Genomic DNA, 15,764 nt, shown 5'->3' on the forward strand with positions numbered 1-15,764 from the left:
AACTTGTCAAGGTGAAGAAAACGACAGAAACCAGCCCGCTGAAGATTTCAGCAGGGAATGCAACAAATAATGCGGATGCAGGTCTGGTTCATGGTCAAGCACTTAGCATGGCTAACGCGCGCCGCCAAGGCTGATGTCGGCCGACAAGATGACAAATCGACGGGTTTCAAAACCGAAACGCAGCACCGATAGAAATCCGCGTCGGGGCTTGGCGGCTGGTCTGGGCGCTGCTCTGCGCCGTATTGTTCCCACCATGATGCAACAGTTCGCCGGTCAATTGCAGCGCCCGGTTCAGCGACACCCGCACCCCGATCCCTAAGGTTTCGTTCTCGGCCTGCGCATGGCCTTGCGTCTGTTCATGGCCAAGCGTGACATAGCCCAGGCTGCCGCCAAAATCATATCCGGCCCGCAGGTGGACGCTGTCGCTTTGCGATGGAGTCGCAAGGCCGGGGTAATGCCCCGGATAGGCACCGCTGCTGCCCCGCCGATAGGTCCCGCCCAGCACCACGGCGCCGTAATCCCTGTCGGTCGAGAAGGTCAGCCGCGTCTCGCTGTCCTGCGATGCGCCATAGGGATCTCTGGATGCGGCTGCTGCATTGGAAACAAAGGAGGTCTGGCTCCAATCTGCCGCTGCCAGCGGGCAGGCATGCGCCAGAGTGGCAATCGCACCGGACAAAAGCCAAGGGGCGACAGCATTTTGGAACTTCTTAGCAGCTGGCATGATTTCTTGCCCTATTTCAGCGCCATTCAAAACGCGACGTTATCTCCCCCGCTATTTTGGCTGAAATTCCTTAAAGAGCGGTTCAATTTTACGAGGTAATTCGCGCGAAACCGCCTTGAAATATACATGAGTATACAGGCTCAACTACATTGTAAGTATTGATAAAAAATGTTGTCGCTACGCGCACCGAAGATCTGTGCCGCCCCTAATGTGGGTGAAAATATTTCATCAAATTTCACATGGGTCGCAAACGCGCTAGAATCAGCGGGCAAAAATACCAAGGCTAAAGAAGTGACAAAAAGGATCAGAGATGTCGGCGGAACGCAGTCAAATTAGCCTAGTGGGGCGCACGATTGGTGCCGCCAGAGGCCTTGCCGCACGCGGTCGGCCCGGGGCGGTGAAGTCGATACCACCCCAAAAATGCATATGCTTTTGCCGCAAGGATCCGCCCCATGATCGACCCGTCCGCCGACTCCGCCGCCGTTCCCCCCATTAAAGCCGCCCGCAGTGGTGGCCGCACGGCCCGTCGCACCGCCCGTGCCAGCGCCCTGCCCGACCATCTGCGCTCTATCCGGCCGGGTCTGGAAGGCGGCGTGCTGAAGCCCCTGACCACAGAGGGCGTAGAACGTATCCACCGCGCCGCCCTAGATGCGCTGGAACAGATCGGCCTTGCCGATGCGCCGCCCAGTGGTGTGAAATACCTGACAGAGGCTGGCTGCGTTCAGGGCGCAGATGGCAGGATCCGTTTTCCCCGCGCGCTGGTCGAGGACATGCTAGCGGCGGCCAACCGGTCGCTCACCCTGTTTAGCCGCGATGGCATGCATGATCTCGAACTTTCGGGCAATCGGGTGCATTATGGCACCGCCGGGGCGGCAGTGCATATGGTGGATGTTGCGGGCCGCCACTACCGCGATTCCACGGTTCAGGACCTGCATGATGCCTCTCGCATCTGCAACGTATTGGATAATATCCATTTTGTTCAACGTCCTATGGTTTGTCGTGATATCCCTGACAACCTTGAGATGGACCTGAATTCGATCTATGCTACCACCTCCGGCACCACGAAACATATCGGTACATCCTTCAGCGAACCCGGCTTTGTCGCCCCGGCGATAGAGCTATTGCATATGATTGCCGGCGGCGAAGAAAACTGGCGCGCGCGGCCTTTTGTGTCCAACTCCAACTGCTTTGTGGTGCCGCCGATGAAATTTGCCACCGAAAGCTGCCAGGTGATGGAGGAATGCATCAAGCATGGCATGCCGGTGCTGCTCTTGTCAGCGGGCATGGCGGGGGCGACGGCCCCGTCCACAATTGCCGGCGCGATCACTCAGGCGGTGGCCGAATGCCTGGCGGGGCTGGTCTATGTCAACGCCATCAAACCCGGTGCGCCCGCCATCTTTGGCACCTGGCCCTTTGGTCTGGATCTGCGCAGCGGAGCGATGATCGGGGGCTCTGGTGAGCAGGCTTTGCTGACCGCTGGCTGTGCACAGATGCATAAGTTCTATGGTCTTCCCGGTGGCGCGGCGGCAGGAATTTCCGATTCAAAACTGCCAGATATGCAGGCCGGATGGGAACAGATGTGTTCCAATCTGATGGCCGGTCTATCAGGGTTGAACATGGTCTATGAGGCCGCCGGAATGCATGCCTCATTGTTGGGTTTTTGCCATGAATCCCTGATATTGGGCGATGATCTTATTGGTCAGGCGCTACGCTGTGTCCGCGGAATAGAGGTCACGGACGAAACCCTTGCCCTGGATCAGATGGCCGAGGTCTGCCTGAATGGCCCGGGGCATTATCTGGGCACCAGCCAGACACTGGGGCGCATGCAGACCGATTTTGTCTACCCCGCCCTGGGCGACCGCAGCTCTCCCAAGGAATGGGCGGAACTGGGAAAGCCAGATCTGCTGCATAAGGCAACGGCGCGCAAAGAGCAGATCCTGTCAGAGCGATCCAGCGCTTGTTTTGATGCAGAGTTGGATCAAAAGATCCGAGCCCGGTTCAAAATACATTTGCCAAGCTAAGGTCAGCAGCCGGGCGGCTAGCGGGCTTTCAACAGCTGGCGCCAGTATTCCAGCCACTGTGAAAACGACAGCCCCCCGGCCTGCTTGGCCCGCATATAGCGCAATTCATGCCGCCGCAATTCTGGCGAGACGCTGGCGCTCACCTGGCCGGCATGTACACGGTTCACCACCAATGTGTCTGGTGAAATCACCGGATCGCCCAGCAGGTCCCAAAGCCGCTGATACAGATCGACATCCATCAGCCAGATCAGCTCTTCGTCGAAATAGGCCAGATCCACGCGCCGCATCGCCAACACCGAGGGGCTGGAAACCGTGTTTTTGCCAAACATCAGCTTTGGCGTCAGTCGCGGCACCATCGGGCATTCAACCGCACCGCCATCGCGGCTGACCCCCGATCCACAAAGCTGCCATTTCGCCCCCTTTTCAAAGGATTGCGCGATGGTTCTTAATGCATCAACACCGTTCAAATAGTCATCCTGAAACAGGATCTTAACGATCTCACCGCTGGCATGGCGCATGGCGTTGTTCACATTGGCCGAGGCCTGGCGCTTGTCATCTCGGTTCCAGATATGACGAATGGACAGCCGATCAGAGAACTCCGCGCAGATCTCGGCCACGGCTTGATCATCCGATTGATCCGAGACCACCACCTCAAAATCAGAAAAGGTCTGCGTGGTGAGAATATCAAAGCTTTGCGCCAGGAACCCTGCACCCATTCCGCCCATGGCATAGGCCGGAATGCAAAGGCTGATGTGGGGCATCTGTTAGTCTTTCCTCGGCGAGAGCAGCCGCGCGGTGCTATCAGGCAAACAGTTCATGTGCCAGTTCCAGCGCTTCAATCAGGGTATCGACCTCAGCCTTGGTGTTATACAGGCCAAAAGAGGCCCGGCAGGTCGCCGATAGACCAAGATGTTCCATTAGCGGCCCGGCGCAGTGGTGACCGGCGCGCACTGCGACGCCCTTCTTGTCCAGAATGGTCGAGATATCATGCGCATGGGCGGCACCTTCTAGCGTAAAGCTGAAGATGGCAGCCTTATCAGCGGCTTGCCCCTGAACATTCAGCCAGTTCAACCCGGTCAGCCGGGCCATGGCATAGTCACGCAGTGCGGCTTCATGGGCGGCGATGTTTTCCATCCCCAGACCCATCATATACTCCAGCGCAACGCCCAACCCGATGGTCTGCACGATGCCGGGGGTGCCGGCTTCAAACATCATCGGCGGATCATTATAGATCACTTGGCTCTTGGACACCTCACGGATCATATCGCCGCCGCCCATGAAGGGGCGCATTTCTGCCATCCGGTCCGGGTGCACATAGATGGCGCCCGACCCCGAAGGCCCATAGAGTTTATGCCCGGTGATGGCAAAAAAATCGCAGCCAAGATCCTGCACATCCACCGGCATATGCACCGCGCTTTGTGATCCATCCACCAAGACGGCAACGCCCTTTTCATGGGCGGCAGATGTGATGGATTTCACATCAACAACCGTGCCCAGCACGTTGGAACATTGGGTAATTGCAATTAGCTTGGTCTTTGGGGTGATCGCATCAATCATGGCCTGTGGGTCCAGGCTGCCGTCTGGCGCGGTGTCGACCCATTTCAGCACCACCCCCTGACGTTCACGCAGGAAATGCCAGGGAACGATATTGGCGTGATGTTCCATAACTGACAGCAGGATTTCATCGCCCGGCTGCAGCCGGGGCATCGCCCAGCCATAGGCCACCATATTGATGCCCTCGGTGGTGCCCGAGTTCAGGACAATGCTGTCTTCGCTGGCTGCATTCAGAAAGGTGGCAATCCGACCACGCACCCCTTCGTATTTTTCAGTGGCAAGATTTGAAAGGTAATGCAAACCCCTGTGAACATTTGAATATTCATGAGAGTAGGCCTGATTGATCGCGTCAATCACCACCTGCGGTTTCTGCGCCGAGGCACCATTATCCAGATAGGTCAGCGGTTTACCGTTCACCTGACGGGACAGGATCGGAAAGTCGCTACGGATTTTTTCAACATCATACATTTTCGGGCAACCCCAGAATGGCAGGGCCTAGCAGCCCGGCAAGAAAGATCATGGCAAAGAACAACAGGATCGTCGCCATCAAAACCACGGCAAAAGCGCGCCAAAGAGAGGCAAACCCATGCGCTTCATTGACAAAGTTCAACAGCACGTAAAACATCACAAGGCCAACCACCAAGACAGCCACCGTGCCCAGCATCGCCGAAAGCTGCAGCGCCAGCAGGGCCAGCCCTAGAACCACCAGCTGCGCAAGTTGGTACCAGACTAAAAGCGCCAGGATCGGCATGAAACGCCCGCTCCCGCCGATCATCCGGCCACCAAAGGTGACAAGTGCGGCAAAACCAAGACTGCGCAGCGCGGCCGTGAACAGCGACAGCCCGGAAATACCCGGCACCATTTTCACCCCGGCCAACTCTGCCGAGGCGGGCACAAGCATCGCCAGCACACCAAAGAACAGCGCATTAAGGGTGATGGCAAGGAAGAGCCCGGTCCAGATGGCCTCATCCGGCCATTGCCGCAACAAAATGCTGCGCGCCGCTGTCCCCGGCTGGCGCAGGGTCAGCATCAAGAAAGACCAGACAAACATCATGCCTGCACCTTTGGACACGCCCAATAGCCCTGATACATCCCCGAGATCACAAACCACAGGAAGGCGGAAAACCACAGCCCGCCAATCAGGTTCAGCTCGGTCCCCGGCCCGATCATACCAGCCACCAGACCATTCAGCAGCATCAGCGGACTGGTAGCAAGGAAGCTCCAGAACAGGGCCAGACGGGCGGCATAGCTCTCGCCCTCGCCGCGCAAGATACGGGCGATCCAGTGCAGGATCAGCGCCAGGGTATAGAGCGCCAGAGGAGCCACAAAAATGATGCCAAACAAGGCGTTTGACAGTAACATTGTCTGTTCCTGCCCGGTGAGATGCGCCTCGCGCGCGAGGCTGGGCATACGCCCAATAAACATCAGCGCACAGCCTGCCATCAAAAACGCCAGCACGCGGTCCTCCCGCGGACCCATCGCCAGGAGCCGCGCAAAAACGCGACGCGGCCCCCGATAGGTCGCCAGGATATCTCCGGTAACGGCCATTCAGCGACGCCGCGACAGCCAGCCTTCGAGCCGGGCAACAATGTCAGCGGCGATATCTGCGTCTTCGACTTCGCCAACTGCTTCGGCCAGAAAGGCCAGGGTCAAAAGATCGGTGGCATCGGCTGTCGGAATCCCGCGCGAGCGCAGGTAGAACAGCGCCTCTTCGTCGATTGCCCCAGTGGTGGAACCATGTGAACAGATCACATCATCAGCGTAGATTTCCAGCTCTGGCTTGGCAAGGAACTGACTGTCACCATCCAGCAAGAGCGACTGGCTGATCTGGTAACCATCGGTCTTTTGTGCGCCCTCCTTGACCAGGATTTTGCCCTGGAACACCCCGGTAGCCCCGTTGCGCAGCACCTTTTTGAAAACCTGGCGGCTCTCGCAGTTGACGGCATCATGGGTGATGAACACGGTGTCATCGTGGTGGAAATCGCCATCCCCGACGCAGGCACCAGCAATATGGGCGATGGCATCATCACCCAACAGCTCGATCACCGATTCATTGCGGGTCAGCACACCATTTACGGTGAGGGTAAAGCTCTTGAACACGGATTCTTTGCCGAGACGGGCAAACATATGGTTTGCAGCGCGGCGTTCATGGTCACGCCCCTGCGCCCGCACCAGATGCAACTTGCCGCTGTCGGCAATGTCGATCTCCAGGCAGGTGTTAAAGCGCGATGCGCCTGGGCCGTTTTCCAGCAGGGTTGCCTCGGCACCTGCCTCGACCCGGACCAGATGGTGCACCATGGCATCGGACATCTCATCCGAATGCAGGTAAACCAGATTGATCGGCTTGCTCGGTGTGCCGGTCACGTGAATGGCAATGCCATCCGTCGCAAAGGCCGTATTCAGCGCAGCCAGCGGCCGTGCCACAGGGGCCTGGCCACGGGCTTCCAACACGCCATAGAGATCCTTGGCCCAGTGGATGTCCTGGCCGCAAATATCGGCGATCCGATCGATGGTAACGCCTTCCAGGCTCAGATCATCAGAGGCATCAGCATCATACACACCGTCAACAAAAATGATCTTCAAGCGATCGAAATCATCGAACATCGGCACCTCGTCCGAGACAAAGACAGAGGCCTTGGTTACGTCAGCTTCCGTCAGCGTGTCGGGGCAGGTGAATTTCCAGTATTCATCCCGACGTTTCGGCAGCCCGAGGGTTTGCACCCGCGCCAGGGCCGCCTGACGGGCCGCCGCCAAGCAGCCGCCTTCGGGCAGGCGCAGCGCGGCCAGCCGGGCCTCGGTGGCGCTTTGTTTCACATCAGCAAGACCCATTTCAGGACACCTCCGCCAGGATATCGGTATAGCCGTTGTTTTCGACTTCCAGCGCCAGTTCGGGGCCACCTGTTTTTACGATTTTGCCATCGGCAAGAATGTGTACAACATCGGGTTTGATGTGATCCAGCAAGCGCTGATAGTGGGTGATAACCAGGAAACCACGGCCCTCGTCGCGTAGGGCGTTCACCCCCTCGGCCACCAGTTTCATTGCATCCACATCCAGGCCGGAATCGGTTTCATCCAGAATGCACATCTTGGGTTCCAGCATGGCCATCTGCAGGATTTCGTTGCGCTTTTTCTCACCGCCAGAGAAACCGACATTGACCGGACGCTTAAGCATGTCAGCGTCGATCTTCAGATCCTTGGCCTTGGCGCGGATGGATTTCAGGAACTCAGCCGCCGAAAGTTCTTCTTCACCGCGCGCTTTGCGCTGTGCATTCACTGCGGTGCGCAGGAAGGTCATGTTGCCAACACCGGGGATTTCAACCGGGTATTGGAAAGCCAGGAACACCCCAAGCGCCGCGCGCTCTTCGGGTTCCAGCGCCAGCAGGTCTTCGCCCGCCATGGTGGCGCTGCCCTCGGTGACCTCATAGCCATCGCGCCCGGACAGCACATAAGACAGCGTCGATTTGCCAGAGCCATTCGGCCCCATGATCGCATGCACCTTGCCAGCCTCAACAGTCAGGTTCAGACCTTTCAAGATCTGCTTGTCCTCATCTTCAAGTTTGACGTGCAGGTTTTTGATTTCGAGCATTTTTTCCTCGTCTCTTTTCTTAGGGCCGTGCCGGTTCAGGCACGGCCAATGTTTGTTGTGCGCGCAAGCACGCAGGAAAGCTGTGGCGCAGATCTGCCTGGGCGCGACGGATGCCCGCAGCGTAGGGTAGATCTGCCGGTTGTTGCGTTGCCCGCGCATGATCCGGGATCTGGTCCCAGGACAGCGGGGAAATCAGCACCCGCCCGATAGAGGCGGCGTAGTCGTAGTATTTCAGATGCCCCTGATCCCCGGGCGATACCCAGGTTGAGGCCACGCCGTAAGCGTCTGCGGTGATCAACCCATGCAGCGAGGCAGCATAGATATGTCCACAGGCGCTGATCTGGCGACAGACAGTGGCAGGGGCCTGACTTGGATCAATCAGCAAGATCTCCTCACTGCTGTCCGCAAGGCTTTGAATCTCTGGGTCTGCCATCTGGCTATGATGAGGAACCAGGCCGATCCGATGGGTTTTAGATGGCGCGGGCGCAAAGATCTCTGCAACCAGCAGACCAGGGTCGCCAAACTTTTCCGTTTTGATCCCCAGCAAAGACGCCGATACAGGACCGCGCAACAAGGCAATGTTTACATTGGATAAAAACCCAAGTGACGAAACCGCATGCAGCAGCCCAGACCCCCAAATCACCGGCTTCTGGGCATAGGTCTTTACCTCGGAATACTTGCGCCGGGCAATTTGCAGGATCGAACCGGTGGCAAAAATATCCGCCTTACCCGGGCCAGTATGCACCACGTCACGGCCACTCAGATGCGCCACCACGCTGGATGAAAGCGCGTCGCCAAAGTTTGGCACCGCTTTCCACCAAAACAGGCGCAAGGGACCGCTCCCAGCCGTGATATGAGAGGCCACGAGGGTCATCCTTAACCAATCACCACTGCTGTGCCGCTGGCCGAAACCATCAACATCGAATTGCCAACGACCTCGTAATCAAGATCAACGCCCACAACCGCATTGGCGCCCTTTTCACGGGCCCGGTCCTCAAGTTCAGCCAGCGCGGTTTCACGCGCGTCCTGCAACTTGCTCTCATAGGCACCAGAGCGACCTCCAACGATATCGGTGATCGAGGCAAAGACATCACGCACCACATTGGCGCCCATGATGGCCTCGCCCACGACGATGCCTTTGTATTCAGCGATCTGATAGCCCTCAACAGAGGGAGTGGTGGTGACGATCATTCTTCAATCCTCTCTTTGAGTACATTGGCTATTTCAGACTGAGCCATGCGGTTTTCTTTCTTGGTTCTTTCAAGTGGCCTGACCCCAAACCACCAGCCGAAGAGGAGGGCCGGAAATAGGCACATAAACCAGTACCAAGGATCAATGATCTCGATACCAGCCAACGCAAATATGGCAGCGGACATTAGAATTAGGAACGGTGCCATGAACAGCAGCCCACGGAATGCTTTGGAATGCATCTCACGTTGGCCACTTCTATGAAGCTGCCAATACGTATCGACAAGTTCGTCAGTGCTCCGTTCCTTCTCCACCTTTTAGCCCACCGAACCTTCCAGCGAGATGGCGACTAACTGCTGCGCTTCCATGGCAAACTCCATCGGCAGGGCCTGCAATACGTCCTTGCAGAAGCCGTTGACCACCAGGGCCACCGCCTCTTCTTCGTCCATGCCGCGCTGACGGCAATAGAACAGCTGGTCATCGTCCACTTTGGAGGTTGTCGCCTCATGCTCTACCCGAGATGAGTTATTCTTGACCTCGATATAGGGCACCGTGTGGGCACCGCATTTATCGCCGATCAGCAGGCTGTCACACTGGGTGTAATTGCGACTGTTCTTGGCCTTGGGGTGCATTGACACCAGACCGCGATAGGTGTTCTGCGCCTTGCCGGCAGAGATGCCTTTGGACACGATGCGCGATTTGGTGTTCTTGCCCAGATGGATCATCTTGGTGCCTGTGTCAGCCTGCTGCATGTTGTTGGCGATGGCAATCGAGTAGAATTCGCCCTGGCTCTCGGCGCCGCGCAGAATGCAGGAGGGGTATTTCCAGGTCACGGCAGAGCCGGTTTCAACCTGGGTCCACATGACCTTGGCGCGATCACCGCGGCAATCGGCGCGTTTGGTGACAAAGTTATAGATACCGCCCTTGCCATTTTCGTCGCCCGGATACCAGTTCTGCACGGTGGAATACTTCACCTCAGCGTCTTCTTCGATGATGATCTCAACCACAGCCGCGTGCAGCTGGGCGATATCACGGGCCGGCGCGGTACAGCCTTCCAGGTAGCTCACGTATGAGCCCTTGTCGGCGATGATCAGGGTACGTTCAAACTGGCCGGTGTTTTCCGCGTTGATGCGGAAGTAGGTGCTCAGCTCCATCGGGCAGCGCACACCCGGCGGGATATAGACAAAGGAGCCATCCGAAAACACGGCCGAGTTCAGCGTCGCATAGAAGTTATCAGAGACCGGAACCACAGTGCCGAGGTATTTCTTCACCAGCTCGGGGTGTTCGCGGATCGCCTCAGAGATCGAGCAGAAGATCACCCCGGACTTTTTCAGCTCAGCCTGGAAGGTGGTGCCAACAGAAACGGAGTCAAACACCGCGTCCACGGCAACCTTGCGGCCTTCGGCGGGGGCATCCTCAGCGCCCTCGACTCCGGCCAGAATCATCTGCTCTTTCAGCGGGATACCCAGCTTTTTGTAGGTGTCCAGCAGCTTGGGATCGACCTCATCCAGGGATTTTGGCTTCACTTCCATCGATTTGGGACGGGCGTAATAATACTGGTCCTGAAAATCGATTTCAGGGTAGTCGACCATGGCCCAGGTTGGCTCTTCCTTTTGCAGCCAGCGATCATAGGCCTCCAGGCGCCAGTTCAGCATCCACTCGGGCTCTTCGTTCTTTTCCGAGATCAGGCGAACAATGTCGGTGGTCAGGCCCTTGGGGGCATATTCCATCTCGATATCGGTTTCCCAGCCGTATTTATACGTGCTGACCTCGGCCACCGCATCCACGGTTTCCTGATCAACACCTTCCTTGACTTGGGTCTGGTCCAAAACGGCCATGATTTTCTCCTAAACTCACGCCACGCGGGCGCGATGTTTCTTGTGTTTCTGGAGCCACGCATCAGCAAAACGCAGCACCTCTTCTTTTGTTGTTGTCGGCCCAAGTGAGACGCGCACGGCGCCCTGAGCGATCTCTTCGTCAAATCCCATTGCGCGCAACACCGCACTGGCGCGCACCTTGCCACTGGAACAGGCAGACCCGGCACTGATGGCAAAGCCCGCAAGGTCCATCTGCATGACCTGGGTTTCGCCCTTCCAGCCGGGGACGGCAAAGCAAGAGGTATTGGGCAGGCGCGCACTGTCTTTGCCAATACAGATAAGCTCTGGAGCGCCAGCCACAAGGGCCTCTTCCATCAGGTCGCGCAGCTCTGTCACGCGTTCCCAGGTGCCATCAGCCAATTGCCGGGCTGCCGCTTCGGCAGCCGCGCCAAAGCCTGCAATGCCAATGGTGTTTTCGGTGCCCGAGCGGCGACCCATTTCCTGACCGCCGCCGCGAATTTGCGCGGCAAGATCGGTGCCGCGCGGCATCACCACGGCACCAACGCCCTTTGGCCCGCCCAGTTTATGGGCGGAGATCAGGGCCATCTGAACCCCCATCCAATTAAAGGCGATTGGCAGCTTGCCAAAGCCCTGGGTCATGTCGCTCACCGCGAGCCCCTGCGGCAAATCCTGCACAACACCGGTTTCGGAATTGGCAAGCTGCAGGGCAGCATTCTCCACCGCATCTGGCGCGACATGCCCTGAGGGCAAAGTCGACAATTCTTCGCTTGTCCAGGCTCTTACAGCATCATGCTCAATCGCAGCTGCGCTTAGTTTCCGCCCCGCCAGCGCCAGAGAGGCCCCTTCGGTAGAGCCAGAAGTAAAGACAATATCGGCACCATCCGCCCCAAAGGCCGCCGCAATCTGCGCCCGCGCACGTTCCACCACGGCCTTGGCGGCCCGCCCTTCGGCATGTACCGAAGATGGATTGCCGCAATGCTCCATCGCCGCAATCATGGCGGCGCGTGCATCCGGGTGCAACGGGGTCGTTGCATTATGATCCAGGTAAACCCGTGTCATAGAAACATCTTTTCTTGTTCCAAAGGAGCGGGAATTTGCAGCAGTCCCATTGTGCTATTCCGCGTCTACGACAGAAAACAAGCCGGGAACCGCAGGACAGGGGGCCAGATCGTTCTGAATGACATCCGACAGCCTTGTTTGGTGCAGGAAGACATAGACATGGGCGCTGAGACTTTGCCATAAACGGTTGGACAGTGATTGCGCCCGACTACCGCTAGTCCCACCCGATACCCCTGCCCCTACGTGCATCGCATCAACCGTTTCATCCACCGCGCTCAAGATATCGACGACGCGAATTTCCGATGCCGGACGCGCCAGACGATAGCCGCCGCCGGGGCCGCGCACCGATGTCACCAGCTCGGCCCGGCGCAATTTCACGAAGAGCTGTTCCAGATAGGGCAGCGATACATTCTGACGCTTGGAAATATCGCCAAGCACCACCAAAGCATCGCCCGGTTGCAGCGCAATATCTGCCAACGCGACCATGGCATAGCGACCTTTGGTAGAAAGCTTCATCTTTCCATCTCTCCAAACATTGGTTTCAGCGCGAAAACATTGACCTTTTCCGCCTGAGTGCGTATCTCAGCGTCACGGTGCAATGCAATGGCCTGCGCCAGCAATTAGAATTGTTCTAAGATGACTGATGGAATTCGTCAAGTATTCCTGAACAGCATCTGCAGAAAATGAGAGTAGGATTAACCCACCCATGCCTGAGGTCATTTTCCCCGGACCCGAAGGCCGCCTGGAAGGCCGCTATCACCCGCAAAAAGAAAAAGACGCGCCTATCGCCATTGTTCTGCATCCGCACCCCCAGTTTGGCGGCACCATGAACAACAAGGTCGTCTACAATCTGCATTATGCATTTTACAACATGGGATTCACCGTTTTACGGTTTAATTTCCGTGGCGTAGGTCGTTCGCAAGGCGAATACGATCAGGGCATCGGAGAGCTGTCAGACGCAGCATCTGCGCTGGATTACCTGCAATCGATGAACAACAACTCCAAGCATTGCTGGGTTGCTGGGTTCTCCTTTGGAGCCTGGATCGGAATGCAGCTGCTGATGCGCCGCCCTGAAATCACCGGCTTCATCTCAGTGGCACCGCCCGCCAACATGTATGATTTCTCATTCCTGGCGCCCTGCCCCTCCTCTGGGTTGATCATCAACGGCAGCGCCGACCGCGTGGCACCGCCTGCGGATACGGTCAACCTGGTGAGCAAACTGCATGAGCAAAAAGGTATTACCGTCACCCACACCGAGGTGGAGGGCGCCGATCATTTCTTCCAGGGCGAACACATGGATACATTGATGGGTCACACCACCGATTATGTGAAACGCCGCCTGACCGAGAATTCGCGCTGATGAGCACGATCGAAAAGCTGGGCGAAAAACTGGCGGTCGATACACTCAAGGTACAGGATGCGATCGGTGAGGATCGTTTCTATATGGAGGTTGCCCAGGTTCTTGGGGCAGCCTCTCAATCCTTGGAAGAGGCCTTCTTGACAGAAATCCGCGTCCGCCTTGCCGAACGCAAAGCCCGTGATTTCATCAGCGCCAAACTGGCGCGGGTTCAAAATGCGCTGGAAGAGAAAGCCCGCCAATGAGCGACCGTCTGCGGGCGCAGTTTTCCTTTCTGCTCGAAGCAGACAGGCTGCGCGGGGTTGAGCGTCAGAACCTGATCCTTGATTGCTCTCGCCGTGAAAATTCAGCCGAACACAGCTGGCATCTGGCGCTATACGCGCTTGTCCTGACCCCCTTTGCCGGGCCGCAGGTGATGGTGTCGCGGGTCATTCAAATGCTTTTACTGCATGATCTGGTCGAAATCGACGTCGGCGATCACCCCATTGGCGACGAGGTTGACTGGCAGGCCGTGGCCACAGCCGAAGCCAAGGCGGCAGAGCGGTTATTTGGCCTGCTTCCCGCAGATCAAGGCAAGGCGTTGCACGCGCTTTGGCTTGAATTTGAACAGGCCGAGAGCCCAGATGCAAAATTCGCCAAACGCCTGGATCATTGCCAGCCCATTTTTCAAACCCTATATGGCAGCGATCCGCTGCCCGATCATGTTGAAGTGGTCCGGGGCAACCTGTTTGGCGGCCGCGCGACTGCACTTGAAGAAGGTCTTCCAGAGGCTTATTTTCACGCGCTTTACTTGCTAGGGTACGAAAGCGATCACGACACAGGTGCACTGCGCGCGCGCCTGCCATTCCTGAATGCGGCGGACGGGCTGAAGTCCGTTTTGCGCGCTACCTGGATTGGCGATGGGTCACGGGAGGAAAACTCAGCCGAGCACAGCTGGCACATCATGCTCTATGGCTGGATCTTGGGGGAATACGCCTCCACTGACATCGACATTTTCCGCGTTATCAACATGTTGCTGCTGCATGATATTGTTGAAATAGACGCTGGGGATACCCCCATTCACGGCGCGGTCTCTGCACAGGCTCTGGCAGCACAGGAAGCTGAGGAACAGCAGGCCGCTGATCGTCTATTTGGCCTGCTGCCCGCGCCACAGGCAACAGAGTTTCGGGCGCTCTGGGATGAGTTTGAAGCAGCAACAAGCGCCGATGCGGTCTATGCCAAGGCCATTGACCGGGTGCAGCCAGTTTTGCTGAACCTTCACAACGGTGGCGGAAGCTGGCTGGAGTATGATGTCAGCCTGCAACAGGTCGAGACCCGCGTTGGCGTCAAAGTCACCCGTGGCGCCCCCGAGGTTTGGACCTATGTACGCGACAAAATCTCCCCATGGTTTGAAGAAAACAAACGGTTATAGATGGTTAATCAGGGCAGCTCAGGTCAATATTATGCCCGCCTGGGGCAAAATCCGTAACCTCACTCCCTCTGTCTGACAGGGTCAGAAAACCACCCGGGGGCAATTGATGCCAGCCGTCCTGCTCTTGTTCCAGCGGTTCCGACACCACGGCCCAACCCTGCCGCGTGTCGCTCCACCGGTAGTAAAGCGAAGGCGCGATATGATCGGAGGAGTAGCGCGCCGCATAAAGCCTTTCCCCATCCGACAAAGCCACCGACAATCGCATATGAGGCGTGGTGCCCCGATTGCGGGACAGAGCCTCCAATTTTGCGACAGCCCGCTCCAGGGCGAACAAGGGATTCTGATCCAGCCCTTCCTTCAGGGCCAGCAGAAACAACACCTCGCTATCGGTGGCGCCTTTGCGATGGGAGTACAACTCATCGGGGATACACATATCGGCGTAGCGGCGAAACCGTTCAAATCCGCCGACCTGGCCATTGTGCATAAAGGACCAGCGGCCAACGGCAAAGGGGTGGCAGTTATTGCGGCTAATGGCAGACCCGGTTGAGGCCCGTACATGCGATAGGAACAGCCCGGACTGCACCGGATGGGCCAGTGCGCGCAGGTTGGTATCGGACCAGGCCGGATAGACATCGCGGTACAGCCCTGGCTCGGCCTTTCGGTCGTACCAGGCGACACCAAAGCCATCCCCATTGGTGCTGGTTTTGCACTCGGTCGCCTCCTGACTTTGCGCCACAAGAGAGTGACCGGGGCGGGAGATAATGTCTTCTAAAAAGATTGGTGATCCAAGATAAGCGGCCCAACGGCACATTGGTCTGATTTCCTAGCGGCTTGTGGTGGGGGGACCAGTCGATTTTGGTCTGTAAGGTTTGGCGGCCTGATACAGCGCCACATGGCCGACGTCGATTATCTCGATTGCACAGGTACCTGTTCAAAGATGCGGGTTTTTGGTTCCAGAGTTTCCCGACCGATCTGACAATCTAACCTCGCAATATACCATCTTGGGCAAACCACCTGCGAAAATTTCGC

18 protein-coding genes are annotated in these 15,764 nt (G+C 57.3%); 4 read left to right on the forward strand and 14 right to left on the reverse strand.

The window, feature by feature from the left end; all coding sequences use genetic code 11:
- Nucleotides 1-166 precede the first annotated feature (166 nt).
- Nucleotides 167-721 carry a hypothetical protein gene (locus LRK71_RS19500; RefSeq protein WP_232405632.1) on the reverse strand — a complete coding sequence of 185 codons (555 nt, stop codon included), beginning with the start codon at nt 719-721 and terminating at the stop codon, nt 167-169.
- Between the two features lie 452 nt (nt 722-1,173).
- Here LRK71_RS19500 and LRK71_RS19505 point away from each other — a divergent pair, with 452 nt between their 5' ends.
- Complete coding sequence (locus LRK71_RS19505) at nt 1,174-2,742, forward strand: trimethylamine methyltransferase family protein (protein WP_232405633.1); 1,569 nt, start codon at nt 1,174-1,176, stop codon at nt 2,740-2,742.
- Between the two features lie 17 nt (nt 2,743-2,759).
- Here LRK71_RS19505 and LRK71_RS19510 read toward each other — a convergent pair whose 3' ends face one another.
- Genes LRK71_RS19510 through iscR form a run of 12 tightly spaced genes read right to left on the reverse strand, consistent with a single transcriptional unit; the run spans nt 2,760 to nt 12,483 of the window.
- Nucleotides 2,760-3,503 (reverse strand): glycosyltransferase family 2 protein, encoded by a 744-nt coding sequence (locus tag LRK71_RS19510; RefSeq protein WP_232405634.1) that lies wholly within the window; start codon nt 3,501-3,503, stop codon nt 2,760-2,762.
- Nucleotides 3,504-3,543: 40 nt separating this feature from the next.
- Nucleotides 3,544-4,764: a cysteine desulfurase gene (locus tag LRK71_RS19515; protein ID WP_232405635.1), complete on the reverse strand. Its 1,221-nt coding sequence runs from the start codon at nt 4,762-4,764 to the stop codon at nt 3,544-3,546.
- Nucleotides 4,757-5,368 carry a YIP1 family protein gene (locus tag LRK71_RS19520; RefSeq protein WP_232405636.1) on the reverse strand — a complete coding sequence of 204 codons (612 nt, stop codon included), beginning with the start codon at nt 5,366-5,368 and terminating at the stop codon, nt 4,757-4,759. The genes LRK71_RS19515 and LRK71_RS19520 overlap by 8 nt, the downstream gene beginning before the upstream one ends.
- Entirely contained in the window at nt 5,347-5,844 is a 498-nt protein-coding gene (locus LRK71_RS19525) for a YIP1 family protein (protein ID WP_232405637.1), read from the reverse strand. The genes LRK71_RS19520 and LRK71_RS19525 overlap by 22 nt, the downstream gene beginning before the upstream one ends.
- Nucleotides 5,845-7,125 (reverse strand): SufB/SufD family protein, encoded by a 1,281-nt coding sequence (locus LRK71_RS19530; protein WP_232405638.1) that lies wholly within the window; start codon nt 7,123-7,125, stop codon nt 5,845-5,847. It abuts the gene before it with no gap.
- A 1-nt stretch (nt 7,126) separates the two neighbouring features.
- A complete protein-coding gene (gene sufC, locus LRK71_RS19535; protein WP_232405639.1) occupies nt 7,127-7,882 on the reverse strand; it encodes a Fe-S cluster assembly ATPase SufC in 756 nt (251 codons plus the stop codon).
- A 19-nt stretch (nt 7,883-7,901) separates the two neighbouring features.
- Nucleotides 7,902-8,714, reverse strand: coding sequence for a polysaccharide pyruvyl transferase family protein (locus LRK71_RS19540; protein ID WP_232405640.1), 813 nt, complete (start codon nt 8,712-8,714; stop codon nt 7,902-7,904).
- Nucleotides 8,715-8,758: 44 nt separating this feature from the next.
- Nucleotides 8,759-9,073 carry a heavy metal-binding domain-containing protein gene (locus LRK71_RS19545; RefSeq protein WP_027240223.1) on the reverse strand — a complete coding sequence of 105 codons (315 nt, stop codon included), beginning with the start codon at nt 9,071-9,073 and terminating at the stop codon, nt 8,759-8,761.
- On the reverse strand, nt 9,070-9,384 hold the full coding sequence (locus LRK71_RS19550) for a hypothetical protein (protein WP_232405641.1): 315 nt from the start codon (nt 9,382-9,384) through the stop codon (nt 9,070-9,072). The genes LRK71_RS19545 and LRK71_RS19550 overlap by 4 nt, the downstream gene beginning before the upstream one ends.
- Before the next feature lie 3 nt (nt 9,385-9,387).
- Complete coding sequence (gene sufB, locus LRK71_RS19555) at nt 9,388-10,908, reverse strand: Fe-S cluster assembly protein SufB (RefSeq protein ID WP_232405642.1); 1,521 nt, start codon at nt 10,906-10,908, stop codon at nt 9,388-9,390.
- Nucleotides 10,909-10,923: 15 nt separating this feature from the next.
- Nucleotides 10,924-11,967: a cysteine desulfurase family protein gene (locus tag LRK71_RS19560; RefSeq protein WP_232405643.1), complete on the reverse strand. Its 1,044-nt coding sequence runs from the start codon at nt 11,965-11,967 to the stop codon at nt 10,924-10,926.
- Nucleotides 11,968-12,021: 54 nt separating this feature from the next.
- A complete protein-coding gene (gene iscR / locus LRK71_RS19565; RefSeq protein ID WP_232405644.1) occupies nt 12,022-12,483 on the reverse strand; it encodes a Fe-S cluster assembly transcriptional regulator IscR in 462 nt (153 codons plus the stop codon).
- A 190-nt stretch (nt 12,484-12,673) separates the two neighbouring features.
- On the opposite strand from iscR, the gene LRK71_RS19570 reads away from it, so the two are divergent.
- Genes LRK71_RS19570 through LRK71_RS19580 form a run of 3 tightly spaced genes read left to right on the forward strand, consistent with a single transcriptional unit; the run spans nt 12,674 to nt 14,735 of the window.
- On the forward strand, nt 12,674-13,327 hold the full coding sequence (locus LRK71_RS19570; protein WP_232405645.1) for an alpha/beta hydrolase: 654 nt from the start codon (nt 12,674-12,676) through the stop codon (nt 13,325-13,327).
- Nucleotides 13,327-13,569, forward strand: coding sequence for a hypothetical protein (locus tag LRK71_RS19575; protein ID WP_232405646.1), 243 nt, complete (start codon nt 13,327-13,329; stop codon nt 13,567-13,569). The genes LRK71_RS19570 and LRK71_RS19575 overlap by 1 nt, the downstream gene beginning before the upstream one ends.
- Nucleotides 13,566-14,735 carry an HD domain-containing protein gene (locus LRK71_RS19580; protein ID WP_232405647.1) on the forward strand — a complete coding sequence of 390 codons (1,170 nt, stop codon included), beginning with the start codon at nt 13,566-13,568 and terminating at the stop codon, nt 14,733-14,735. Before LRK71_RS19575 ends, LRK71_RS19580 begins: the two co-directional genes overlap by 4 nt.
- Before the next feature lie 4 nt (nt 14,736-14,739).
- Here the strand turns inward: LRK71_RS19580 and LRK71_RS19585 are convergent, their stop codons facing one another.
- Nucleotides 14,740-15,546 carry a class II glutamine amidotransferase gene (locus tag LRK71_RS19585; protein WP_232405648.1) on the reverse strand — a complete coding sequence of 269 codons (807 nt, stop codon included), beginning with the start codon at nt 15,544-15,546 and terminating at the stop codon, nt 14,740-14,742.
- Nucleotides 15,547-15,764: the final 218 nt, after the last annotated feature.

The organism is Pseudophaeobacter flagellatus (genome assembly GCF_021228235.1).
In the GTDB taxonomy this organism is placed as follows: domain Bacteria; phylum Pseudomonadota; class Alphaproteobacteria; order Rhodobacterales; family Rhodobacteraceae; genus Pseudophaeobacter; species Pseudophaeobacter flagellatus.